Origin of the sequence: Bradyrhizobium nivariense (assembly GCF_029846695.2) — a bacterium.
Lineage (GTDB): Bacteria > Pseudomonadota > Alphaproteobacteria > Rhizobiales > Xanthobacteraceae > Bradyrhizobium.
Genome location: NZ_JARWCR020000025.1, coordinates 50,819 through 74,773, shown reverse-complemented (window position 1 = coordinate 74,773; position 23,955 = coordinate 50,819). Strand labels below are relative to the sequence as shown.

Sequence of the window (23,955 nt, the reverse complement as noted above, 5' to 3'; positions counted from 1 at the left end):
AGGGAGCAACGCCGCGATGGAAAAGGGCATTTTTGCAGGGCTCAAGGTTCTGGACTGCGCGAGCTTCATCGCAGCGCCCGCGGCCGCGACCGTGCTGTCGGATTTCGGCGCTGACGTCGTCAAGATCGAACCGCCCGGCACCGGCGATCCCTACCGCAATCTGCCCAACATTCCGGGCTATCCGACCAGTGAGCACAATTTCGCCTGGCTGCTTGAGGCCCGCAACAAGAAGAGCATCGCGCTTGACCTCGCAAAGCCCGAGGCGCAGGCCGTGCTCTGCAAGCTCGTGGAAGAGGCCGACGTCTTCATCACCAACATGCCGCCACCGGTGCGCGCCAAGCTCGGCATCACCTATGACCACCTCGCCCATCTCAACGACCGGCTGATCTACGCCTCCTTCACCGGCTATGGCGAGAAGGGCGAAGAGGCCAACAAGCCCGGCTTCGACAGCAACGCCTATTGGGCGCGTTCCGGCCTGATGGACCTCGTCCGCGCCGACACCGACACGACGCCGGCCCGCTCGGTCGCCGGCATGGGTGACCATCCCTGCGCCATGGCGTTCTACGGTGCCATCGTCACCGCGCTCTATCAGCGCGAGAAGACCGGCAAGGGCTCGCATGTCGCCTCCAATTTGATGGCGAACGGCGTGTGGGCCGCCAGCGTGCTGGCGCAGGCAAAACTCTGCGGCGCCAAGTTCGCCGAGCGGCGGCCACGCGAACGCGCGCTGAACGCGGTCGCCAACCACTACCAGTGCAAGGACGGCCGCTGGCTGATCCTGTCGCTGCTGAGCGAGGAGAAGCAGTTTCCGACGCTGGCCAAGTGTCTGGGCCGCGAAGACCTCATCACCGATCCGCGTTTCGCCACCAAACCCGACCGTCACGCCCGCTCGATCGAGCTGATCAAGATCTTTGACGAGACCTTCGCGACCAAGGATCTCGCCGAATGGCGAAAGATCCTCGACGGCAACGGGCTGGTGTTCGGCATCGTTGGCATTTTGGACGACATTCCCAACGACAAGCAGATGCTCGACAACGAGGTGCTGGTGCCGTTCGAGAACGACACCATGCTCACCATCTCCAGCCCGATCTGGATCGACGGCGCCAAGAAAGTGCAGCCACGCAAGCCGCCCGGCGTCGGCGAGCACAGTGACGAGATTTTGCGTGGCGCGGGATACGACGAGGCCGCGATCAAGCAGCTGCGAGGGTCGGGAGCGGTGGGCTAAGAGGCTCCGCTGGTGATACATCCACGCTGTCGTCCCGGCGAAGGCCGGGACCCATATCCCAGAGAGGAAGTTGTCGGACGAAGCTGGTAACTCCAAGTCTTCGCCAAACCACGTTCGGTGGTTATGGGTCCCGGCCTTCGTGCGCAATTGCGCACTAGGCCGGGACGACGTTGGGGACGTAGATCGCTTCAACAATCACCGTCATTGCGAGGTCCCATGCCCAGCTATCGCCTGCACTACTTCCCCGAATCCGGCAACAGCTACAAGCTGGCGCTGATGCTGACGCTTTGCGGCGAGAGGTTCGAGCCGGTCTGGACCGACTTTGGCGGCGGCGTCACGCGCACGCCAGAATGGCGCAAGAGCGTGAACGAGATGGGCGAGATTCCCGTGCTCGAAGTCGACGGTGTGAAGATGACGCAAACCGCGCCGGTCCTGCTCAGGCTCGCCGAACAATACGGCCGTTTCGGCGGCGAGACGGCGGATGAAAAGTTCGAGCTGCTGCGCTGGCTGTTCTGGGACAACCACAAGCTCACCGGCTACATGGCGACCTACCGCTTCATGCGCGCGTTCACGCAAAACAACGATCCGCAGGTGATGAAGCACTTTCGCCGGCGGCTCGAGGATTTTCTCGGCATTCTCGACGGCCATCTCCAGCACAATGAATTCGCGACCGGCACCAAGCCGACGGTCGCCGATATTTCGATGATGGCCTATCTGCACTATCCGAGCGACGAGCACGGCTTCGATTTCGCGGAAAGCCATCCCGCCATCCACGCCTGGCTTGGCCGCATGGCCGCACTGCCCGGCTGGCAGCCGGCCTACGAGCTGCTGCCCGGCAAGCGGATGACGAATTACGCGAAATGATGGCCCTGCTATCGCAGCGCCAGCCAGCCGAGCGTGAACAGGATTCCGCCGATGATGACGACGACCGCGACCGCCCAGGTGCTGACGCGGATGCTGCCGGTGACCTGCTTGGCTTCTTCATTGCGCGCGATCTCGCGATTGCGCTCCTTGTTGGCGTCGCTGGTGTCCGTCATGGGTCATCCAAATCGCTTTGTGTGCCTAACGCGTCTTGATGAAGCACATGCCGATGCGGTGCGAGGCCGAAGCAGCCTGACAGGTCAAATCTTTAGCACAGCTCCATGACGTAAAACTCCTGTCAACCGATCCCGATCCCGCATTTCCCAGGGAACAATGCGCGCCCCAGCCGTCCTGATATTCGGTCCCGGCCAGCTCATTGCTACCGCGGGTCTGCGGTCGACTGGCAAATCCGCGTGAGAAATCAGGGCGTTTGCCTGCGGCAATCGCGGTCAGAATGTCGCGGCGGCGCACCTGGTCGCCAAGAAAATGCGGCGAGGCCGGCACGATCGTGGCGTTGGACGGCTTGTCCGCAAGCCAATCGACGCCCGGGAAATGAAAGCCGCCGATGCCGCGGGTCTGGTGGCAGCCGGCACAGGTGACGTCGTTGAGGCGGCGCTGGAAACCCGCGACCGAGCGGACGTTCTGCATGTCGATGCCGCGCGCCGCCGCCTGCTTCAGCGCACCGACCACGTCATTGTCGGTGAAAACAGGCTCGCCCTTGCCCTCTTCCTTGCCCTCCCCTTGCATCATGCCGAACTCCGGCTGCAACGAGGAAGCATCGAGGCCGGCGGGCGTCGGCACGATCGCGGCCTTGGCCAGGAATTTTTCCGGGATCAGTATCGTGCCGCGATCGAAGTCGCGAAGATGATCGGGCGCAAGCAGCCAATCCCTGAAGTCGCGCCGGAGATCATTGTCGGCGAGGATGCGGTCACGATCGATCTGGTTCTCCATCGTCGATTCCTCGAACGTCTTCGAAGCGGCGTCGTACTTGAACACCTTGAGCAGATAGTCGGAGCGGAAATCGTGCAGCGCCGATCTCGGCGCAACCGAGATCTGGATGTTGGTCTCGATGCGATCAAGCATCGCATCGAAAGGATAAAAGCTGCTGCCGATCAGCCCCTGCCAGTCGCCATTGCCGAGCCAGCGTCGCGCGACCTCGGCGCAGGTGATCGGCTTGCCGCTCCCGTCCGTCTGGCGCGCATCGCGCGCCTTCATCACCAGATTGAGCGTCATCGGCAGCCGCGCCGCTGTCCTGCCGCCGTCCGGCTTGGTCTCGAAACGCGCGAGACGGTAGACCAGTCGGATCTCGCCGCAGGACTCTTCCGAGACATAGGCGCGGTCCATGCGATTGACGATGCCGGCCAGCACGAAACGAGTGTCGCCGGATTTCAGATTGGCCCGATCGAACAATTGCACGTCAAAGCCTTCGCCGACGCCGATGGTCTCGGTCGGATAGGCCGCTTTTTGCCGGGCGACGTAGCGGTCGAGCTCCGCGTCGATCGCGGGGGGAATTTCCTTGAGCTGCGGCAACCACGAGAACATCAGATCGGTCGTCAGCGGAAAGCTCGCGTTCCGCTCCGGCCACAACAGGCGCGAGATCGTGAGTGCATCGTGCTGGTCGAGCTCGCGCAGGAGATCGGGATCGGTGATCGCCGTGCCGCGCGTGAGTGGCGCGGTCTCTGCCGCCGAAATCGAAACAGCGCCGCCAAACAATGCGGCAGCGGCAACGAGAATTCGCAACGCGCGGCTCATGCCCTAGGTAACACCGCGCAGGGACTGCTATTCAAGCAAAAAGGCGCTTCACATGGTGGTGAAGCGCCTCTTTGCAAGTCGGATATGAGCCGCTCAGCGCGCGACGATCAGGCCCTTGCTGGTGACGACGACCCAGCGGCCGTCTTGGCGGCGGATCGCGTCGACACGGCCAACCCCCGGGATGGGGTCGCCGGCGTAGACCTCGTAGAGGCCACCGCGGCCCTCGACCAATGCGCCGCCGTTGGAGACGTCGCGCAGCACCCAGCCTTCGACCGTCGGCAGCCGGCCGACCTCCGTCTTGGGTGCGGCGGGCGCCGGCGCAGCTGCTGCGGTCGCAACCTGGGTCGGCGCGATCGAGCCGGTGGTTTCTTTCGCGGGCACGGCGGCTGCGGTCTGGGCGGGGGCTGCCGGCGGGGTGGCACGGAGCTTGTCGACGGTCTCGGACAGCTTTGCGATTTTGGCCATCGGCTCGGCCTGCGCCTTCTCGAGCTTGTCGAGACGGTCGTTGGCCCGGTTGAACTGACCGAGGCCGGTCTTGGAGGTGTGCTCGAAATTGGCCTTGAGCGCGACGACATCGGCGTCGATCCGGGCGACCGAGGATTCCAGCGCGCTGGTGTCGGCGACCTGTGCCGGCGCGGGGGCGGCGAAGTGCATCATGCCGGCGGTCGCGAGCGCGCCGCTGATGGCGCCGACGCTGGCCGCAATCGCCACCACCGCGGCCATCGCCGACAAGCGGCGCTTGCCGCCGGTCTCGCGCGGCTCGTCCGCCTTCACATGCGGCGCAAACTCCTCACGGTCCCAGGACCGCTCCGCGGGTGCCATGACGATGAGCTTGCCGGGCTTTGGCTCGGACTTGGTCTCGGACTTGGTCTCGGCTTTGGTCTCGGCTTTGGCTTCGAACTTCGGCACCTCGATCCTCGATGCCTCGATTTTTGGCGGCTCAACCTTGACTGGATCAGGCTTGACTGGATCAGGCTTGGGCGGCGCCTCGTGGTCGGGGGCAATCGAGGGGGCCTCGATTCCAGCAGCCTCGACGGCCTGCGGCACGGTCGCTGCGGCTTCAGCGACGCCAGTATCCTGGACGGCCTGCTCGGGCATTGGTTCGCTCACGGCTCAAATACTCCAGTCTCGGTTGACCTTTTGGTAACTTTCATTGCTTGCGAATTCCTTACCTGCGGACCCGCTTACCAAAATTTTAGGAACTCATCCGGGGCCGAATTTGGCCGGGAAAGTGGAACCGGTGTGGCGGCGTGCAACAAATTGTCAGCGGGGCGGCCTTGCGGCAGGCCATGCTCTCGCCGAGCGGGCTGTTTGCCCGTCCCTGTTACCCGGCTAACATGACTGTCCTGTCAGCCAGAACGGCTCCAGAAGGCCCTTGGGGGTGTCATGACGATCGAGAAGTGCATCAACGAGTTTGGCGTCGATGACATCATCTTCGAGGAGGGCTCGACCGGCCGCGAGTTGTTCGTTGTCCTCGACGGGGAGGTCGAGATCGCCAAGATCAGCGGCGCCGGCAAGACCAGCATCGTCAAACTCGGCAAGGGCGAATTCTTCGGCGAGATGGCCGTGATCGACGGCTCCGCACGTTCGGCGACCGCGATCGCAGCAGCGCCGAACACGAAGGTGATGAGGGTCAACCATGCCCGCTTCGTCTATCTCGTCAGCCAGCAGCCGGCGTTTGCGCTGATGGTGATGGACGCTCTGTCGAAGCGCCTGCGCGCCGCCAACGCGGTCAGCTACCGGGCGGCCCAATCATGAGCGACGGCAAGCCGACGGACTTTCCGGTCCTGATGAAGAACGACACCTGCTCGCTGATCCAGGCGGCGGACGACGTCTACCAGATCCGTTTCTCCAATCGCGCCGCCAACGTCTATCTCGTGCGCGGCTCGGCGCGGACCATCCTGATCGATGCCGGGCTGTCCTCGAACTATGCGGCGATGGTAGAATGCCTGAACTTCGTCGGCTGCCCGCCGGAGAAGATCGACATGGTGGTGCTCAGCCACGAGCATCTCGACCACATCGGCGCAGCCTGGCACTTTAACGAGCGCCGCACCTTCGTCGCCGCCCATCGCCTCGCCGCCAACAAGATCATGCTGCGCGACGACTTCTCGATGCTGCGAAAGATGTTCAACGAGCCGAACGTGCCTGTTAACATCGACATCTGGCTCGAGGAGGGCAATCTGATCGACCTCGGCAATTTCCGCCTCAACGTGATGTACACCCCGGGCCACACCTCGGCCTGCATCACGCTGTTCGACCAGGATAAGGGCCTGCTGTTCGCCGCCGACACGCTGATGCCCGGCGGCGTGATGGGCGGCGTGTTCGGCTCGGGCAGCATCGCCGACTACATCCAGTCGCTGGAGCGGCTGAAGGGGCTAGACTCGAAGATCCTGTTGTCGGGGCACGGGCGGCTATCGGACACACCGCAGCAAGACGTCCGCATCGCGATTGCGAGGTCGCATGGATTGCTGGACGACACCGCGCAATTGTTCGACGCGCTGGATGCGCGCTCGAACTTCGAGCCGATCATGCAGTCGGTGCGGGATTTGAATAAGCTGGATGATTAGGGGCCACAGGCGTCCGTCCGCGAGGCGAAGCACCGATGCCCCCACAACGTCGTCCTGGCGAAAGCCAGGACCCATACCGCGAGGTCCATCGGTTGTACGCACCAGGCGTACCGAACCATAAATCTTCGCCAAACGTCTCCCTGGGGTAATGGGTCCTGGCTTTCGCCAGGACGACATCGGAACTCCATCACCGCCTGCTTGCAGGAGTTACATCACCACCGGCGCATCCGGCAGCTCGTTGGGATGCGATCCGCTTAGCGGGAAATGCCTTGCCAATTCCAGCGACACGGCCTCGATTCCGTCGATCACGCCGCGCTCGAACTGGCCGGAGCGAAACTCCGCCTCCATTGCACGGCAGATACTCTCCCAACGCTCGGCACCAACCTTCGCATCGATGCCGCGATCGGCGACGATCTCGACGTCGCGGTCGGCGAGCAGGAGATAGATCAGGACGCCGTTGTTGTGCGCGGTATCCCATATCCGCAGATGCGAGAACACGTCGAGCGCGCGCTCGCGCGCGGGTTGGTTGCGAAACAGCGGCCCGCCGTCGAGCGCGCCTTCGACCACGAAACGGACCTGGCCGGAATGGCTGGCTTCGCCGCGCTTGATCGCCTGCTCGATGCGGTCGAGCACGCCTTTGGGAAACACCCGCTTGGCACGCCAATGGTGCTGGAGCAGATGCCGGGCGATGCGCTTGATGCTCATGACTTACCAGCTCCCCGAGGCGCCGCCCCCGCCAAAACTACCGCCACCGCCACTGAAGCCGCCGCTCGACGACGACCCGCTGCTCCAGCCGCCGGATGAGGAGCCGCTCGACCACGAGCCGCCGCGCGACGATCCCGTGCCCGATCCCGCCCCGAACAGATCGGCGATAAAGGTCAGGACAGCGCCAAGCACGCCGACGCCCAGTCCGATGACCGCGGAGCCGATCACGAACCAGGCGAGGACACCGACGATCGCTCCAGTTATCCCCGAACCGAACAGCCGCCCGAATATGGAGCGCAGGATGCCGCCGATGACCAGCGGACCGAACAGCACGAAGTAAAAAAGCGGCTCGATATCGTTCCAGTTGCCGAAATTCACGCTGCGCGAGGGCGTCGGCAGCGGCTCGCCGTCGATGACGCGGATCATGCGATCGACGCCCGCCGTGATGCCGCCGGCGAAGTCGCCCGTTCGGAACTTTGGCGTGATGCCCTCGTCAATGATGCGCCGCGAGGTGACGTCGGTGAGCGCGCCTTCGAGCCCGTAGCCGACCTCGATGCGCAAATGCCGGTCGTTCTTGGCGACCACCAGGATCGCGCCGTCGTCGATCTTCTTGCGCCCGAGCTTCCAGGCCTCCGCAACGCGGATCGAGAACTGCTCGATCGTCTCCGGGTCCGTCGTCGGCACGATCAGGACGGCGACCTGGCTGCCCTTGCGCGTCTCGAAGTCCTGCAGCTTTTGCGACAGCGCGGCGACGTCGCCGCTGGAGAGCGTGCCGGTCTGATCGACCACGCGGCCGGTGAGTTGGGGTATGGCGACATCGGCTGAGGCGGGAAGCGCAAAGGCGAAGAGCAGCGCGACTGTGATCGCAACACGCCACCACACACTCGCTGTCATCGCCCGGCTTGCCGTCTTCGCTGACGCTTTGCCGGCCCAATATCGAGGAGCCCGGCGAAGCCCTTGGCGAAGTCGGGACCGGGCGATCCAGTATTCCAGAGACGCCGGCGAGATACGGTGAAGCCGCGGCGTACTGGATTCCCCGCTTTCGCGGGGAATGACGGCGGTGGGTGGGGCATGCATCGGGGGCGAACGCACTTACTTCGACGGCGCGGGCGCCGGATTGAAATCGACCTTCGGTGCGGTCGAGATTTCCTTCTCGTTCCCGACCGAGAAGTTCGGCTTCTCCTTGTAGCTGAACATCATCGCGGTGAGGTTGCTCGGGAACGAGCGGATGGTGACGTTATAGTCCTGCACCGCCTTGATATAGCGGTTGCGCGCCACCGTGATGCGGTTCTCGGTGCCCTCGAGCTGCGACATCAAATCCTTGAACAGCGCATCCGACTTGAGCTGCGGGTAGTTTTCGGTGACCACGAGCAGCCGCGACAGCGCGCCGGAGAGCTCACCCTGGGCAGCCTGGAATTTCTGGAATGCGGCAGGATCGTTCAGCACCTCGGGCGTCGCCTGGATACTGCCGACCTTGGCGCGGGCATTGGTGACGCCGAGCAGCACATCCTTCTCCTGCTGCGCAAAACCCTTCACCGAGTTGACGAGGTTGGGCACGAGATCGGCGCGGCGCTGATACTGGTTCACGACCTCGGACCAGTTGGCCTTGATCTGCTCGTCCTCGCTCTGGATCGCGTTGTAGCCGCAATCGGTGAGGCTCAGCGAGGCCAGCGCCGCCAGCACGGTCAGGATCTTGCGCATCAAATTTCTCCCGGTGGAATCTGGCGCAAACTACCAGATTGCGCGCGCGAGATGCCAGACATCTTGGGGGCGCGAAAAGCAGCCGCCTGACGCAAGCCTCTTGCCTATCACTGGCCGACATAGTCAACTTGGCCAAACAACAAGATCAAACCGGAAACGCCAAGGGGAACGCGATGACCTCGTTCGAGACCATCCTCGTGGAGAGGCCGGAGCCGGCGATTACCCGGATCGTGATGAACCGGCCCGACGCGCGCAACGCGCAGAACCTGCAAATGACCTACGATCTCAACGCCGCCTTCGATGAGGCGGTGCAGGACGATACGGTCAAGGTGATCATTCTCGCCGGCAATGGTCCGCACTTCTCCTCAGGCCATGACCTGCGATCCGGCAGCAAGAATGCCGCGGGTGTCGATTTTCCGCCGATCGGAAATTGGGGCGGCTTCGCTGAACCAAACGCCCATGGCCGCTTTGCGCGCGAGCAGGAGATCTATCTCCAGATCACGCGGCGCTGGCGCAACCTCGCCAAGCCGACCATTGCCGAAGTGCACGGCAAGTGCATCGCCGGCGGCCTGATGCTGGCCTGGGCCTGCGATCTCATCGTCGCCAGTGACGATGCGCAGTTCTGCGATCCCGTGGTCACCATGGGCGTCTGCGGCGTCGAATGGTTCGTGCACCCCTGGGAGCTCGGCCCGCGCAAGGCCAAGGAGTTTCTGTTCACCGCCGACACATGGAGCGCGCAGGAGGCGCACCAGCTCGGCATGGTCAACCAGATCGTGCCGCGCGCGGAGCTGTCGGCCGCCGTGCTGGCGCTGGCGCGCCGCATCGCATCAAAACCGTCCTTTGCGCTGAAGCTGACCAAGGAGGCGGTGAATCGTTCGATTGACGTGATGGGCCAGCCGGCCGCAATCGACCAGGCCTTTGCGCTGCATCAGCTCTGTCACGCGCATAATCTTCAGGAATTCGGCATGATCGTCGATCCATCCGGCCTGCACCCCTCCGTGCGCAAGCCGCCGGCCGCGGAGTAGACACAATGGATCTCAATCTCACCGACGAGCAACGGCTGCTGCGCGAGAGCGCGGAGCGCTTCGTGGCCGAGAGCTACGATGCCGATCATCGCCGCAGGATGGCGAACGATCCGCTCGGCTACAGTCCGGCGGTCTGGAAGCAGTTCGCCGAACTCGGCTGGCTGGCGCTGCCGACCGCGGAAGAGTTTGGCGGGCTCGGCGGCAGCGCGGTCGAGATCGGCATTTTGATGGAAACCTTTGGCCGCGGACTGGTGTCGGAGCCGTATATCGCAACGGTCGTGCTTGGCGCAGCCCTGGTCGAGCGATGCGGCAGCACGGCGCAGAAGCAGGCGGCGCTGCCGAAGATCGCGGACGGCACGTTGAAGCTCGCGCTGGCGCATTCCGAGCGCGCAGCGCGGTTCGATCTCGCCAAGGTCGCGACCATCGCCAACAAGACAGCGCAAGGCTGGCGACTCTCCGGCAGCAAGATCGCGGTGCTCGACGGTCATGCCGCCGATGAGATCATCGTCTCCGCGCATATCCACGATCATCGGGGGCCATCGGGGCGGATCGGCCTGTTCCTCGTATCGGCGCAGACGCCGAGCCTCGCGATCAGCGACTATGCGCGTCTCGGCGGCGGGCGCGCCTGCAACATCGAGCTGTCGGACGTATTTCTGCCGGAAGCCGCCTTGCTCGGTGACGGAGACGACGCGCTGCCCGCGATCGAATGGGCGATTGACCGCGCCATGGCCGCGCTCGGCGCGGAGGCCGTCGGCATCATGCAGGTGCTGCTGGACACCACGCTGGAATACACAAAAATTCGAAAGCAATTCGGCCGGCCGCTCTCGGCCAACCAGGTGATCCGCCACCGCCTCGCCGACATGGCGGTGCAGGTCGACGAAGCGCGCTCGATGGCGCTGCGCGCCGCGCTGAAGGTCGACGCGGAGCCTGTCGAGCGCGCGCGGGCCGCGTCGGGCGCGAAGGCGAAGATCGGCAAATGCGCACGCTTCGTCGGCGAGCAGTCGATCCAGCTTCACGGCGGCATGGGCGTCACCGAGGAGCTCGAGGTCGGCGCTTATTTCAAGCGGCTGGTCGCGTTCGATACGCTGTTCGGCGGCAGCGCGCACCATTATGGCCGCCACGCCCGGCTTGGCCACACCACCGTGCCTGCCTGACACACAAGGAGCGCATCATGGACCTGTCGTTCAACACTGAGGAGCGCGCCTTCCAGGACGAGGTGCGCGGCTTCATCGCCAACAATCTCACCGAGGAGATGAAGCGCGCGACGGCGTTGACGCCGTCGGTGTTCTCCGACCCCGATATCGGCATGGCCTGGCAGCGCACGCTGCATGCCCAAGGCTGGGGCGCGCCGGGCTGGCCGGTCGAGCATGGCGGCCCAAATTGGACGCCGGCGCAGCGCTGGATCTTCGAGACCGAAAGTGCGCGGGCCGGCGTGCCCAACGTCAACGTGATGGGCGTGAAGATGGTCGGGCCCGTCATCATCGGCTTCGGCTCGCCTGAGCAGAAGAACTTCTACCTGCCGCGGATTCTCTCCGGCGAGGACTATTGGTGCCAGGGCTATTCCGAGCCGGGCTCCGGCTCCGATCTCTCCTCGCTGAAGACGCGCGCGGTGCGCGACGGCGACGACTACATCATCAACGGCACCAAGATCTGGACCACGCATGCCCACCACGCCAACCGCATGTTCGCGCTGGTGCGCACCAGCGACGGCCCGCGGCAGCAGGACGGCATCAGCTTCATCCTGATCGACATGAAGACGCCGGGCATCACCACGCGTCCCATCCTCACCATCGGCGGCGACCACGAGGTCAATCAGGTATTCTTCGACGACGTGCGGGTGCCCGTGGCGAACCGCGTCGGCGAGGAAGGCAAGGGCTGGACCTACGGCAAGTACCTGCTCGAGTTCGAGCGCGGCTCAGGCATCGCGTCGGCGAAGTTGCGCGAAGGGCTCAAGGCGATCGCGGAGCTCGCGGAGTCGGACCTGACAGGACGCGCAATCGACAGTCCCGACATCGCCACGCGGATTTCCGAGGTCGATGTCGATATCGACGCGCTGGAGATGACGGAGCTGCGCGTGCTCGCAGCGCTGCAGACCGGACAGAATCCTGGCGCGGTGTCGTCGATCCTCAAGCTGCGCAACAGCGAGATCCGGCAGGCCGTGACGCGGCTGGGGGTCGACGTCATCGGCCACGACGCCCTCGCGATCGAGCCGATGCGCCCGCTCTACAAGCTCAATCATGAGCCGGCGATCCCGGAGGAGATGCTGACGATGGTCCCGGAATATCTCAACGGCCGCGCCTACACGATCTTCGGCGGCACCTCGGAGATCCAGCGCGACATCATCGCGAAGATGATGCTGGGGATTTAGCCCGCGTTGGCGCGGCATTCTCCGGCGTCGTCCCGGCGAAGGCCGGGACCCATACGCCGTGACGAAGTTGTAGCGCGAAGCTGGTCACCACCAGCCGTCGCCAAATTAGACTCGGTGGTTATGGATCCCGGCCTTCGCCGGGACGACAGCTGAGATTGCCGTAGCAGCGCGGGCTGCGCCTACCCCACCCTCGCATCCCTGATCGCCTGCCAGATCTTCTGCGGCGTCAGGGGCGTGTTGAGCTGGGTGATGCCGAGCTCGGCGAGCGCGTCCATCACGCCGTTGGTGACGCAAGGCGGGCCGCCGATGGCGCCGGATTCGCCGCAGCCCTTGGCGCCGAGCGGATTGGTACGGCAGGGTGCGGAATCATCCAGCGTCACCACGATCGGCGGAACGTCGTCGGCACGCGGGATGCAGTAATCCTGGTAGCTTGCGGTGAGCAGCTGGCCGTCGGCGTCATAGGACACGCCCTCATACAGCGCCTGACCGATACCCTGCGCGACACCGCCATGGATCTGCCCCGTCACCAGCATCGGGTTCACCGCGACGCCGACGTCGTCGACGGTGGTGTAGCGCACGACCTTGGATACGCCGGTCTCGGGGTCGATCTCGACCTCGCAGATATGCGTGCCGTTCGGCCAGCTGGGACCGTCGACCTCACCTTCGGAATCGACGCTGAGTTTCGCGCCACCTTCTTTCTCGGCAATATCGAACAGGCTGATGCGGCGGTCAGTGCCGACCACGGTGAGCATGCCGCCCTGATATTCGATGTCCTCGACCGAGGTCTCCAGCACGTTCGCCGCCTTCTCGCGTGCCTTCTGGATCAGATCGTTGGAGGAGACCGCGACCGCCGTGCCGCCGACGAACAGCGAGCGCGAACCGACGCTGCCAAAGCCCATCGCCAGATCGGTATCGCCCTGAACGATGTCGATCTTGTCCATGGCAATGCCGAGGCTATCGGAGATCATCTGGGTGTAGGTGGTCTGCAGCCCCTGCCCCATCGCCATGGTGCCGGAATGCAGGATGACGCGGCCTTGCGAAGTCGCATGCAGGCTGACCTTTTCGGTGTGGGCGCGGCCGCCGGTCCATTCGATATAGGAGGTGAGCCCGCGGCCGTAGAGCAGCCCCTTTTTCTTCGCGACCTTCTTGCGCGCGGCAAAGCCGTCCCAATCCGCAAGCTTCACGGCACGGTCAAGCATGTGCGCGAAGGCGCCGGAATCATAGACTTGCCCTGCCGCATTCGTGTAGGGCAGCTGCGCCGGCTTGATGTAGTTGGCTTTCCGGATCGCGCGCGGATCCATACCGATTTTTCGGGCAGCAGCGTCGAACAGGCGCTCGACGATGAACACGGCCTCTGGGCGGCCTGCACCGCGATAGGCACCCACCGGCGCGGTGTGGGTCATCACCGACTTCACCTCGAAATGCACAAGCGGCAGGTCGTAGACGCCGGTCTGGACGAACGGCCCCAGCACCAGCGGAATGATGTTGGCCGCGCCCGAGGAATACGCGCCGGTACAGCCGATCGAGCTGACGCGATAGGCGAGCACCTTGCCCTTCTCGTCGAGCGCAAAGGACGCGGTCGAGGTGAGATCGCGGCCGTGGGTGCCGCCGACGAATTCGTCGGTGCGATCGCCGCGCCAGCGGATCTTCTTGTTCAGCTTGGTTGCGGCATAGGCGACGATGCCGTCCTCGGGATAGAGATTGGTCTTCTGGCCAAAGCCGCCGCCGATATCGCCGACCAGCACGCGGACGCTGTCCTTCGGACGCTTCAGCACGGCCTCGGCCAGCACGTCGCGGGTCGAGGCGGGTGTCTGCGACTGCACATGCAACAGCAGCCGTCCGGACTTCTTGTCGATCTCGGCAATGGTCGAGCGCGGCTCCATCGCCGACGGTACAAGGCGCTGGCTGACGAGATCGAGCTCGACGGTATGCGCGGCGTTGGCAAAAGCCTCGTCCACCTTGGCAGCTTCGCCATAGCTCATCGCGCCGACGATGTTGTCGGGCGCCTCCGGCCACACCACGGGCGCGCCGGGCTTGACCGCCTCGACGGGATCGACCACGGCCGGCCGCACGTCATATTCGACGACGATCGCTTCGGCCGCGCTCTGCGCGTCAGTGCGCGAGGCGGCCACCACGGCGGCCACGGCCTCGCCGGCGTAGCGCACGATTTCGTGGGCAAGCAGGCGGCGCGGCGGCACCGTCATCGGCTTGCCGTCGGGGCGCTTGAAGATGCTCAGCGTCGGGATGACGCCAATGTCGTCCTTGACGAGGTCGGCGCCGGTGTAGACCGCGGTCACGCCCGGCATCGCAGTGGCGGCGCCGGTGTCGATCGAGACGATCTTCGCGTGGGCATGCGGCGAGCGCAGCAGGTACAACCACAGCGCGCCCTCTTCCGGCTTGTCGTCGATGAACTGCCCCTTCCCGGTGAGCAGTCGCTGGTCTTCCAAACGCTTGACGGGCTGCCCCGCTCCGAAACGCAAATTGCCGGGAAGAATGTTCATTCCGTGGGGTCCTCGAGGTCTCTTGAAATGCGGGCTGCCTTTTAGCGGATCGAGACAGGCGAGACCAGCCGCGGTTTTGGGCGGCCGGACCATGGATTCGTCATGTCGGGATGGCGGCTAGCCAAGCTCCCGCAATGCCGCTTCCACGACCTTGCGCGCATCGGCGGTGAGAGCGGCCTGCGGCGGGATGGGATCGCCGACGTCATAGCCCTGGATCGCGAGCCCGGCCTTGATGCAGGCCGCCAGGTTGAAGCGGGCAAAAGCCTCGTTGATGCGCCACAGCCTGCGCTGGAGCGCCATCGCCTCGTCCCAGCGGCCGGCCTTGCAGAGGTCGTAGAGCGCGACGCTCTGGCGCGGGATGATGCAGGCAGGGCCCGCCATCCAGCCGAGCCCGCCGATCAGCATCACGGCGGCCGGGATGTGGGCGGAGGCCGAGAACACCCGCAAGGCATCGCCGCAGCGGTTCATGATCGAGAGCAGCCGGCCGGTGTTGGTCGAGGCATCCTTGATGTAGCCGATGCGCGGATGCTCGGCGAGGCGCGCGATGATGTCGAGGGTGAGATCGGAGCGCTGGAATTGCGGATTGGTGTAGATGACGACGGGGATGTCCACGGCATCCGCGATGGCGCTGAAGTAGGATTCGACCTGGGCATCGGCAAGCGGGAAATACGCTTCCAGGATCGCCAGAATGCCGTCGGCGCCGAGCTTTTGATACGCTTTCGCCTGCGCCACCGCGTCAGCCGTCGAGGTGGAGGCCACGCCCGCGACGACCGGCACACGTCCCCTCGCGGCCCCGATCGTGGTCTGCACGACCGCGGTGCGTTGGGCGGCGTTGAGATAGGCGAACTCGCCGGTCGAGCCGAGCGGCGTCAGACCGTGGACGCCGGCGCCGACCAGATCGTCGCAGAGCCTTGCGAGCACGTTGGTCCGCACCGCGCCGTCGGCATCTACAGGCGAGACGAGATAGGGAAAGACGCCGTGAAAGTCGGACATGGCAGGGAGTGTTCCGAAACGTCAGGCGCCACGCGCACCGCAATCGGTGCTAACACGCGAAAAAATCGCCAGCAAGTTGGGCATTGACGACCTCTCAAGGACGTCGCGCAGCCGGCCATCGTCTCGCGCCGCTCGGACATTCCCGTCCGCATCGGCGCGAGCGCCGGCAGTCTCGTTAGCGCTGGTCATGCGCTGACGTCCCCGCCCACAATCAATAATGCTTGACGCGGGGATATACACTCTTCCGGTGTGAACGGCTTCACACGGGACTTTGCCACGCGGGTCTAGCGTCGCGACGCTGCGAGAGCGAACGCAGCGATCTCTTAGCGAGGAGTCAAGCCATGGAAATTTGCATCAATTACGGTGGCAAGCGGCATTGCTTCTTCCTGCCCGTTTTGCAGATGCCGGTGAGCTGGGGCAGGCCCGGCCCCGGACCGGTCAACTATCCAGCTCTGTTCCAGGACTCCATGATCCTGGCGGCGGTGGCCAATGCGGCGAAACAGATCACCGACGAGCATGTTCGGCAATCGGTGGAGGAAGGCATCACCGCCGGATTCCGCGCCGCGCAGAAGCACGCCGGTCCCGACGTTTCGATCAACCCCACGGCGCGCGGCTAATCGCGCTGATTACGACATGCGCGAGCTGTGAGCCGTTCGTGCGCGAGCGGCTCACACCTTGAGTAGCCGCACCCGCGTGCCCCAGGGATCGATCGCCTCGACGCCATTCGCAGGCGCCGTGACTTTCGCGCCGCCCTTGCGCAGGCGCTCGTCCTGCGCGGCAAGCAGGTCCGGCTTCTCCGTCACCAGCGAAAACCAGGCGAGCCCTGTTGCCTGATCGTCGCGTTGGCCTGCGCCCTGGCTCTGCCAGACGTTCATGCCGAGGTGATGGTGATAGCGGCCGGACGACAGGAACGCGGCGCCGCCGCGGCGACGGGTCGGGTCGAGCCCGACGGTGCCGTGGTAGAAATTCTCCGCCTGCGCGAGATCGCCGACCCGCAGATGCATGTGGCCGATGCGCAAGCCGTCCGGTGCCCTAGCATAGTCGGCAACGCGCGTATTGGTCAGCGACAGCAGGTCGGGAATGTTGAGCTCGTCGGAGGCCATCTTCACGCTGCCCTCGCTCCACTGCCATTGCGAGGGATCGCGGTCGGCATAGACCTCGATGCCGTTACCCTCGGGGTCGTCGAGATAGACCGACTCGCTGACGAGGTGATCGGCAAAGCCCGACATCGGCACACGATGCGAGGCCGCGTGCACCAGCCAGCGCGCGAGATCCTTGCGCGTCGGCATCAGGAAGGCGGTGTGGTAGAGGCCGGCGGCGTTGCGCGGCTCGATTTCGGCATCGGGACGGGCTTCCAGCACCAGCAGCGTGATGCCGGCCGTGCCGAGCTTGGCGGTGCTCGCCGAGCGCTCCATCACCGTGAGCCCGATGACGTCGCGGTAGTAGTCAGCAACCTTGTCGAGATTTTTCACCCGGAGCGTCACCATGCCGACCCGCATCGGCGTGCGGCTGGCATAGGTCGGCCCGCCGCCCTGCGGCGTGCCCTCGGCGCGCGCCGCGCCCGCAGCCGCCATTGCGAGCGAGGTGGCGCCGGCGAGTTGAAGCAGGGTGCGGCGGGTGAGGTCGATGGTCATCAATCAGGGCTCGCTGGAAACGCGTGAGGCCGTGCGGCGCAATGTCGGGCCGATTGCTACACGTTCCCGTGAGCGGTTCCCAATCACATGTTCGTCGGCCGTGGTCTTACGGACCAGCTTTCCTGCACACTTTCCTGGCCATCCGGCCAGTTTCACAATCGGCCGCGACGTCCCAGATTGGGGGGAGCTTACAGGAGCCCGCCATGACCGACCCCACTCCCCTGTCCTCACTATCGTCGGCGCTCGCGGACGTCGTGGCGCGCACCGCGCCGTCCGTCGTCGCCGTACATTCACATCGCTCCCGCGCCACCGGCTTCGTCTGGAAGCCCGGCCTGATCATCACCGCCGACGAGGCGCTGGCCGACGAGGGCGAAGTCGAGATCGGCCTTGCCGACGGCGGCACCGCGGCCGCCACGATCGCCGGCCGCGACCATACGACGGATATCGCCCTGCTGCGCGCCGATACCGCGATGACCCCGGTCAAGCTGGCCACAACGGTCCCGCCCCTCGGCGCGCTGTCGGTCGTCGTCGCCACCAACCGCGATACGCCGAGCGCCGCGCTGGGGCTGGTGTCGTTGTCCGGCAACAGCTGGCGCAGCCTGCGCGGCGGCGACATCGACGCGCGGATCGAGCTCGACGTCCGCCTGCGCTCCAGCCAGCAGGGCGGCCTCGCGCTCGATGCATCGGGCGAAGCCTTCGGCATGGCCGTGCTCGGCCCGCGGCGTGTGCTGGTGATCCCGACGGCGACGATCGAGCGGGTCGCGGCACAGTTAGAGGCGCGCGGGCGCATCGCGCGCGGATATCTCGGCCTCGGGCTCCAGCCGGTCCGGCTCGACGACGGCGTCGGCGCGATGGTGATGAATGTCGACAAGGCCGGCCCTTCGGCCGCGGCCGGCATTCGCCAGGGCGACGTCATCGTCGCGGTCAATGACCAGAAGCTGTCCGGCGTACGTGCCCTGTCGCGGATGCTGGGTCCGGCGAGCGTCGGCGCGGTGGTCGATGTCGCCGCGCGCCGCGGCGGCGAGCCGGTCAGCTTCAAGGTCACGGTCGGCGAGAGGCCGGAGGCGTGAGCGAAGATATCGCGCCCGAGATCGTGCTCGCCCTGGAGATCGACGATCCCGCCCTCGCCGATCGCCTGGCGACGCTGCTCGCCAACATCGCCGGGCTTCGCCTTGCCGGGCCCGGCGAGAAGGCCGCAGCGGCGATTGTCACCCGCGATCCGCGCATCATGCCCGAGGACATCGCGCTGACGCAGCGCGAGCTCGACGTGCTGGCGCTGATGGCGGAAGGTGGCTCCAACAAGATGATCGCGCGTCAGCTCAACATCTCCGTGCACACCGTGAAGTTCCATGTCGGCTCGCTGCTCGACAAGCTCGATGCCACCGGCCGCACCGATGCGGTGGCTCATGCGGCACGCCGCGGCGTGATCGAGCTCTAAAGCATGATCCGGAAAAGTGCGAAGCGGTTTTCCGAAAAGATCATGCTCAAACAACAACCTAAAGCGCGATGATGATTCATCCTCATCTCATCGCGCTCTAGGGCGGGTGCGGCGGGAAGCTGAGCTGGACCGTCAGGCCCGACGCGTTGTCGTGCAGGGCAATCTCGGCGCCATGGAGGCGAGCGACCGCGGCGACCAGGCTTAAGCCAAGACCGTTACCCGGGGTATAGCGGCTCTGCTCGAGCCGGTAGAAGCGCTTGAACACGTGATCGCGCTGATCCGCCGGAATGCCCGGACCGTCGTCGGCGATCGCGATCACTGCCCCCTCGTTGGTGCTGCGGCAGGTGACAGTCACCTGCCCGCCCGCGCGGCCATGCTTGATCGCGTTGTCGACGAGATTGGCGATGGCGTCGAACAGGAGGTCGCGATCGCCCGTGATCGCCACCTCACGATCGCCGCCCAGGCTGAGCCGCGTCGCGACCTGTTCGGCGGCGGCATCGTAGAGCTCGACGACCTCGCCGGCGACCTCGGCGAGATTGAGCGTGCGAAACGCGCTGCGGCGGGCGCGGGTCTCGATCTCCGAGATGCGGGTGATGGACGCGAACATGCCGAGCACCGCATCGAGATCGGCGATGGTATCGCCGATCAGCGCCGCGTCTGCCTCGCTGTTGCGCGAGGCATGATAGGCCTTCTCCAGCCGGCCCCGCATGCGCGTCAGCGGCGTGCGCAAATCATGGGCGACGTTGTCGCTGACCAGCTTGACCTCGCCCATCAAAGTCTCGATGCGGTCGAGCATCTGGTTGAGGTTTTCGGCGACGCGGTCCCACTCGTCGTGGCTGCCGCGCAGGGGAATGCGCTGGTCGAGGCCGGACATCATGATGGCGCGGCTGGTGGCGTTGATCTGTTCGATCCTCCCGACCGTGCGCCGCGTCACCAGCACCGCGGCAAGCCCGGCGAGCACCAGCAACAGCACGGCAACCGCGGCCATTGCGAGCTCGATCGTCGCGGTGAAGCCGCTGTGATCGCCGGCATCGCCGACACGGCTTTGCACATAGGCGATCGTGCCGAAATAGACATAGGCCATGATCGCGGCGACGATCAGCCCGAACGCCGCGATCGCGATCAGCGCCAGGCGGAAGGTCGAGGAGCGGAGCGTTTTAGCCAGGAGCACGGAGACAATATCCGATGCCGCGGATGGTGTGGATCAACGGATAGGCCTGGGCGTCGTCGACCTTGCGGCGGACGCGACCGACATAGACGTCGATGATGTTGGTGGAGGGATCGAAATGCAGATCCCAGACATGCTGGAGCAGCATCGCACGCGAAACGACGCGGCCCTCGTTGCGGACGAGATATTCGAGCAGCTGGAATTCCCGCGGCAACAGCGGAATCTTCCGGCCGCGGCGGCTGGCGTTGCGCGCAATCAGGTCGATGGCGAGATCGCCGACCCGCAGGATCGTCTCCTTGGCGACGGTGTCGCTGCGGCGGCCGAGTGCCTCCAGCCGCGCCAGAAGCTCGACGAAAGAGAACGGCTTGACGAGATAGTCGTCGCCGCCGGCGCGCAAGCCGCGCACGCGGTCATCGACCTCGCCGAGCGCGGAGATGATCAGGAACGGCGCGGCGATGCCGTCGTCGCGCAGTTGACGCATCACGGTGATGCCGTCGATATCAGGCAGCATGCGATCGATGGTGATCACGGCATAGTCGCGCGCGGCGCCGTGGCTCAGGGCCTCGCGCCCGTTAGCTGCGAGATCGACGTCGTAGCCAGAGGTCGTCAGCTCTTCGACGAGCTGGCCTGCGGTTTCCGGATCGTCCTCGACGACCAGGATGCGGCGGTGACCTCCGGTCATGACAAACTCCGCGCGACGATCGCCACCAGACTATCCCGTTCCGGGGCTGAACGGAACCGCCCGATGACGATCGCGACAATGGTGCGGTACGGCGATGCTAGTACCAAGAGTCTCCGCACACATTGACCCATTGCCACCCATAGGGCGTCAAGCTCCTGCGCCAGCAGCCATCGCCATAATAATTGGCGTAGTAGAAGGGGGCGCCAACGAAGGCGAACCGGTGGAAGCGATGATGGCGGAAGAAAAACGCGTGACGGCCGATGAAGGGCCTGCCGTGCCAGCCGGTGCCGGCGAAGCGCGGCCCGAAGGCGGCGCGGGTCGCTAGTGGTGCACCGGCAAAGCGTGGCCCAAAGGCAGCGCGGGCGGCCATCGGCGAGCCGGCGAAGCGAGCGCCACCGAAATGGCCACCGCCCATGCCGCCGAAGTGCATGCCACCGCCACCCATACCGCCGGCGCGCATCCCTCCACCGCCAAAATGCCCGCCGCCACCGCCGCCAAAACCGCCACCGCCGTGTCCGCCGCCACCACCGCCGCCCCCGCGGGCGAGAACGGGCGAGGCGACCGCCAGAGTCGCAGCAACTGCCGCTGCGACGATGCCTGTGAGAAGCCTGTTGTTCATCTAAGTATCCTCCTTGTCGCGGCGATGGTCTCGCCACTCCAGGGGATCAGATGAGGAAATCCCGCCCTCACCTTCAACTTACAAATGCGCCAGATTCTGACGCGGGAGTTAGGAAGGCGGACCCGCGCTCTCTCCTCGTCATGGCGAGGAGCCCTTGCGACGATGCAATCCAGACTGTCTCAGCGGAGAGATTTCTGGATCGCAATGACGGCGAGGATAGAGCTCTCCATACGTCGAGCAGCTCAACGTGCGGGAGCGATTCGACATCTCCCCGCTCAAGAGCGGGGAGAGGTTAAGTCCTCACGCCCGCTTGCCGCCGTTCTTCTCGGCTGCGCGGCGCAGCGCTTCGGCGAGGGCGCCGCCGCCGGAGGATTCCTGCTTGCGCGGTGCCGACGAGGTCATGCGGGAGGGGTTGCGTGAGCTGTTGTCCCGCTGCATGCCGGGCGCGTCCTTCTTGGCGCCGACCTCGTCGTCGAGGCGCAATGTCAGCGAGATGCGCTTGCGCGCGACCTCGAAGTCCAGCACCTTCACCTTGACGATGTCGCCGGGCTTCACCACCTCGCGCGGATCCTTGATGTAGGTCTTGGACATCGCCGAGATGTGCACGAGGCCGTCCTGGTGCACGCCGATATCGACGAAGGCGCCGAACGCGGCGACGTTGGTCACGGTACCCTCGAGGATCATGCCCTTCTTGAGATGCTTGATCTCCTCGACGCCGTCCATGAACACCGCGGCCTTGAACGCCGGACGCGGGTCGCGACCGGGCTTCTCGAGCTCGCGCAGGATGTCGGTGACGGTCGGCAGACCGAACGTCTCGTCGACGAAATCCTTCGGCTTCAGCGTACGCACGATGTCGCCGCTGCCGATCAGCGCCTTGATGTCGCTCTTGGTGGCGCTGAGAATCCGGCGCACCACCGGATAGGCTTCCGGATGCACGCCGGAGGCATCGAGCGGATCCTCGCCGCCGAGGATGCGCAGGAAGCCCGCACACTGCTCGAACGCCTTGGGGCCGAGCCGCGGCACGTCCTTGAGCGCCTTGCGCGACTTGAACGGACCGTTGGCGTCGCGGTGCGCCACGATGCTCGAGGCAAGGCCGGAGCCGACGCCCGACACGCGGGCGAGCAGCGGAGCGGAGGCGGTGTTGACGTCGACGCCGACCGCGTTCACGCAGTCTTCGACCACGGCGTCGAGCGATTTGGCGAGCTTGGCCTGGCCGAGGTCGTGCTGATACTGACCGACGCCGATCGCCTTGGGTTCGATCTTGACCAGCTCGGCGAGCGGATCCTGAAGCCGCCGCGCGATCGAGACCGCGCCGCGCAGGGTGACGTCGAGATCAGGCAATTCCTCCGAGGCGAAAGCCGAGGCCGAATAGACCGACGCGCCGGCTTCCGACACCACGATCTTGGTCATCTTCAGCTCGGCCAGGCCCTTGACGAGGTCGGCCGCGAGCTTGTCGGTCTCGCGCGAGGCGGTGCCGTTGCCGATCGCGATCAGCTCGACGCGATGTTTCAGCGCGAGCTTGCCGAGGATCGCAAGCGCCTCGTTCCACTGCCGCTGCGGCTCGTGCGGATAGATCACGGCGGTATCGACGACCTTGCCGGTCGCGTCGGTGACGGCGACCTTGACGCCGGTGCGGAAGCCGGGATCGAGCCCCATGGTGACGCGGGTGCCGGCAGGCGCGGCCAGCAGGAGGTCGCGCAAATTGGAGGCGAACACGCGCACGGCCTCGGTCTCGGCCGCATTCCACAGCCGCATGCGCAGGTCGATGTTGAGATGGACCTGGATCTTGGTGCGCCAGGCCCAGCGCACGGTGTCGATCATCCAGCGGTCGCCGGCGCGCTTGAGGTCGGCGATGCCGAATCGCTTCATAATCTTCAGCTCATAGGCACTCGGCACGCCCGGCGGCGATGCTTCGGCCTCGGCCTGGATCTGGAGATCGAGGATATCTTCCTTCTCGCCGCGGAACATCGCGAGGATGCGGTGCGAGGGCAGCTTCGTCAGCGGCTCGGAGAACTCGAAATAGTCGGCGAACTTTTCGCCCTCGGTTTTCTTGCCGTCGCGCACCTTGGAGGCCATGCGCGCATTGGTCCACACCTCCTCGCGCAGGCTCCCGATCAGGTCGGCGTCCTCGTCGAAGCGCTCAACCAGGATGGCGCGGGCGCCGTCGAGCGCCGCAGCGGCATCGGCAACGCCCTTTTCGGCGTTGACGAAGGCTTCGGCTACGACCTTCGGATCGTGGGTGGGCTCGGCCATGAGCTGATTGGCGAGCGGCTCCAGGCCGGCTTCCTTGGCGATCTCCGCCTTGGTGCGGCGCTTCGGCTTGAACGGCAGATAGATGTCTTCGAGGCGCGCCTTGCTGTCGGCGGCCAGAATGGAGGCTTCCAGCGCGGCATCGAGCTTGCCCTGCTCGCGGACCGATTCGAGGATGGCCTTGCGGCGGTCCTCGAGCTCGCGCAGGTAACCCAGGCGCTCCTCCAGGGTGCGCAATTGCGCGTCGTCGAGCGCACCGGTCGCTTCCTTGCGGTAGCGGGCGATGAAGGGAACCGTGGCGCCGCCGTCGAGCAGCGCCACCGTCGCCTCGACCTGCTCCGCCCGAACCCCAAGCTCCTGCGCAATTTTCTGGTTGATATTTGCCACGCGAGAACCCCTCTATCCAAGCACGCATCGCGGAGGCGAACCACCGGCTGCGGGACGCCGCTTATGGACCAATCGGGGTTGA

23 protein-coding genes are annotated in these 23,955 nt (G+C 65.3%); 10 read left to right on the top strand and 13 right to left on the bottom strand.

The genetic code is table 11. From position 1 onward, the window contains the following. Window positions 1-16 precede the first annotated feature (16 nt). Window positions 17-1,222 carry a CaiB/BaiF CoA transferase family protein gene (locus QCM77_RS21510; RefSeq protein ID WP_279661273.1) on the top strand — a complete coding sequence of 402 codons (1,206 nt, stop codon included), beginning with the start codon at window positions 17-19 and terminating at the stop codon, window positions 1,220-1,222. A gap of 216 nt (window positions 1,223-1,438) precedes the next feature. Next, window positions 1,439-2,086 (top strand): glutathione S-transferase family protein, encoded by a 648-nt coding sequence (locus QCM77_RS21505; RefSeq protein WP_279661274.1) that lies wholly within the window; start codon window positions 1,439-1,441, stop codon window positions 2,084-2,086. A gap of 8 nt (window positions 2,087-2,094) precedes the next feature. Here QCM77_RS21505 and QCM77_RS21500 read toward each other — a convergent pair whose 3' ends face one another. From QCM77_RS21500 to QCM77_RS21490, 3 genes are all read right to left on the bottom strand, one after another. Beyond that, the gene (locus QCM77_RS21500; RefSeq protein WP_177243364.1) at window positions 2,095-2,259 is read right to left on the bottom strand and encodes a hypothetical protein; all 165 of its coding nucleotides are present in this window, start codon (window positions 2,257-2,259) and stop codon (window positions 2,095-2,097) included. Window positions 2,260-2,284: 25 nt separating this feature from the next. Continuing rightward, the gene (locus QCM77_RS21495) at window positions 2,285-3,835 is read right to left on the bottom strand and encodes a hypothetical protein (RefSeq protein WP_279661276.1); all 1,551 of its coding nucleotides are present in this window, start codon (window positions 3,833-3,835) and stop codon (window positions 2,285-2,287) included. Between the two features lie 93 nt (window positions 3,836-3,928). Then, on the bottom strand, window positions 3,929-4,933 hold the full coding sequence (locus QCM77_RS21490; RefSeq protein ID WP_279684765.1) for a hypothetical protein: 1,005 nt from the start codon (window positions 4,931-4,933) through the stop codon (window positions 3,929-3,931). A 288-nt stretch (window positions 4,934-5,221) separates the two neighbouring features. Between QCM77_RS21490 and QCM77_RS21485 the strand changes: the two genes are divergently transcribed. Both QCM77_RS21485 and QCM77_RS21480 read left to right on the top strand, forming a co-directional pair. Continuing rightward, complete coding sequence (locus tag QCM77_RS21485; RefSeq protein ID WP_279661277.1) at window positions 5,222-5,593, top strand: Crp/Fnr family transcriptional regulator; 372 nt, start codon at window positions 5,222-5,224, stop codon at window positions 5,591-5,593. Further along, window positions 5,590-6,402 carry an MBL fold metallo-hydrolase gene (locus tag QCM77_RS21480; protein ID WP_279661278.1) on the top strand — a complete coding sequence of 271 codons (813 nt, stop codon included), beginning with the start codon at window positions 5,590-5,592 and terminating at the stop codon, window positions 6,400-6,402. Before QCM77_RS21485 ends, QCM77_RS21480 begins: the two co-directional genes overlap by 4 nt. 207 nt (window positions 6,403-6,609) lie before the next feature. On the opposite strand, the gene QCM77_RS21475 is transcribed toward QCM77_RS21480, so the two are convergent. From QCM77_RS21475 to QCM77_RS21465, 3 genes are all read right to left on the bottom strand, one after another. Next, complete coding sequence (locus QCM77_RS21475) at window positions 6,610-7,107, bottom strand: TPM domain-containing protein (RefSeq protein WP_279661279.1); 498 nt, start codon at window positions 7,105-7,107, stop codon at window positions 6,610-6,612. A gap of 3 nt (window positions 7,108-7,110) precedes the next feature. Further along, window positions 7,111-8,001 carry a TPM domain-containing protein gene (locus tag QCM77_RS21470; RefSeq protein ID WP_279684755.1) on the bottom strand — a complete coding sequence of 297 codons (891 nt, stop codon included), beginning with the start codon at window positions 7,999-8,001 and terminating at the stop codon, window positions 7,111-7,113. A 198-nt stretch (window positions 8,002-8,199) separates the two neighbouring features. Next, entirely contained in the window at window positions 8,200-8,808 is a 609-nt protein-coding gene (locus QCM77_RS21465) for a LemA family protein (protein WP_279661281.1), read from the bottom strand. Window positions 8,809-8,981: 173 nt separating this feature from the next. Between QCM77_RS21465 and QCM77_RS21460 the strand changes: the two genes are divergently transcribed. Genes QCM77_RS21460 through QCM77_RS21450 form a run of 3 tightly spaced genes read left to right on the top strand, consistent with a single transcriptional unit; the run spans window position 8,982 to window position 12,201 of the window. Next, window positions 8,982-9,833 (top strand): enoyl-CoA hydratase, encoded by an 852-nt coding sequence (locus QCM77_RS21460; protein ID WP_279661282.1) that lies wholly within the window; start codon window positions 8,982-8,984, stop codon window positions 9,831-9,833. A gap of 5 nt (window positions 9,834-9,838) precedes the next feature. After that, on the top strand, window positions 9,839-10,987 hold the full coding sequence (locus QCM77_RS21455; RefSeq protein ID WP_279661283.1) for an acyl-CoA dehydrogenase family protein: 1,149 nt from the start codon (window positions 9,839-9,841) through the stop codon (window positions 10,985-10,987). A 17-nt stretch (window positions 10,988-11,004) separates the two neighbouring features. Next, window positions 11,005-12,201 carry an acyl-CoA dehydrogenase family protein gene (locus QCM77_RS21450; RefSeq protein ID WP_279661284.1) on the top strand — a complete coding sequence of 399 codons (1,197 nt, stop codon included), beginning with the start codon at window positions 11,005-11,007 and terminating at the stop codon, window positions 12,199-12,201. A 179-nt stretch (window positions 12,202-12,380) separates the two neighbouring features. Here QCM77_RS21450 and QCM77_RS21445 read toward each other — a convergent pair whose 3' ends face one another. Together QCM77_RS21445 and QCM77_RS21440 are read right to left on the bottom strand one after the other, a co-directional pair. Further along, entirely contained in the window at window positions 12,381-14,702 is a 2,322-nt protein-coding gene (locus QCM77_RS21445; RefSeq protein ID WP_279661285.1) for a xanthine dehydrogenase family protein molybdopterin-binding subunit, read from the bottom strand. A 117-nt stretch (window positions 14,703-14,819) separates the two neighbouring features. Beyond that, a complete protein-coding gene (locus QCM77_RS21440) occupies window positions 14,820-15,695 on the bottom strand; it encodes a dihydrodipicolinate synthase family protein (RefSeq protein WP_279661286.1) in 876 nt (291 codons plus the stop codon). Between the two features lie 341 nt (window positions 15,696-16,036). On the opposite strand from QCM77_RS21440, the gene QCM77_RS21435 reads away from it, so the two are divergent. Further along, complete coding sequence (locus tag QCM77_RS21435) at window positions 16,037-16,312, top strand: hypothetical protein (RefSeq protein WP_279661287.1); 276 nt, start codon at window positions 16,037-16,039, stop codon at window positions 16,310-16,312. A 51-nt stretch (window positions 16,313-16,363) separates the two neighbouring features. Here QCM77_RS21435 and QCM77_RS21430 read toward each other — a convergent pair whose 3' ends face one another. Further along, entirely contained in the window at window positions 16,364-17,329 is a 966-nt protein-coding gene (locus QCM77_RS21430) for a VOC family protein (protein WP_279684754.1), read from the bottom strand. 203 nt (window positions 17,330-17,532) lie between these two features. Between QCM77_RS21430 and QCM77_RS21425 the strand changes: the two genes are divergently transcribed. Next, window positions 17,533-18,399 carry a S1C family serine protease gene (locus tag QCM77_RS21425; protein WP_279661289.1) on the top strand — a complete coding sequence of 289 codons (867 nt, stop codon included), beginning with the start codon at window positions 17,533-17,535 and terminating at the stop codon, window positions 18,397-18,399. After that, window positions 18,396-18,767, top strand: a complete 372-nt coding sequence (locus tag QCM77_RS21420) for a response regulator transcription factor (protein ID WP_279661290.1) — start codon at window positions 18,396-18,398, stop codon at window positions 18,765-18,767. Before QCM77_RS21425 ends, QCM77_RS21420 begins: the two co-directional genes overlap by 4 nt. A 97-nt stretch (window positions 18,768-18,864) precedes the next feature. Here the strand turns inward: QCM77_RS21420 and QCM77_RS21415 are convergent, their stop codons facing one another. The 4 genes from QCM77_RS21415 to QCM77_RS21400 all read right to left on the bottom strand — a co-directional run bounded on the left by QCM77_RS21415 (window position 18,865) and on the right by QCM77_RS21400 (window position 23,873). Next, a complete protein-coding gene (locus tag QCM77_RS21415) occupies window positions 18,865-19,938 on the bottom strand; it encodes a sensor histidine kinase (RefSeq protein ID WP_279661291.1) in 1,074 nt (357 codons plus the stop codon). Beyond that, window positions 19,925-20,617 (bottom strand): response regulator transcription factor, encoded by a 693-nt coding sequence (locus tag QCM77_RS21410; protein WP_279661292.1) that lies wholly within the window; start codon window positions 20,615-20,617, stop codon window positions 19,925-19,927. Before QCM77_RS21410 ends, QCM77_RS21415 begins: the two co-directional genes overlap by 14 nt. Before the next feature lie 97 nt (window positions 20,618-20,714). Next, complete coding sequence (locus QCM77_RS21405; protein WP_279661293.1) at window positions 20,715-21,236, bottom strand: hypothetical protein; 522 nt, start codon at window positions 21,234-21,236, stop codon at window positions 20,715-20,717. Between the two features lie 300 nt (window positions 21,237-21,536). Continuing rightward, the gene (locus QCM77_RS21400) at window positions 21,537-23,873 is read right to left on the bottom strand and encodes a Tex family protein (protein ID WP_279661294.1); all 2,337 of its coding nucleotides are present in this window, start codon (window positions 23,871-23,873) and stop codon (window positions 21,537-21,539) included. Window positions 23,874-23,955 lie beyond the last annotated feature (82 nt).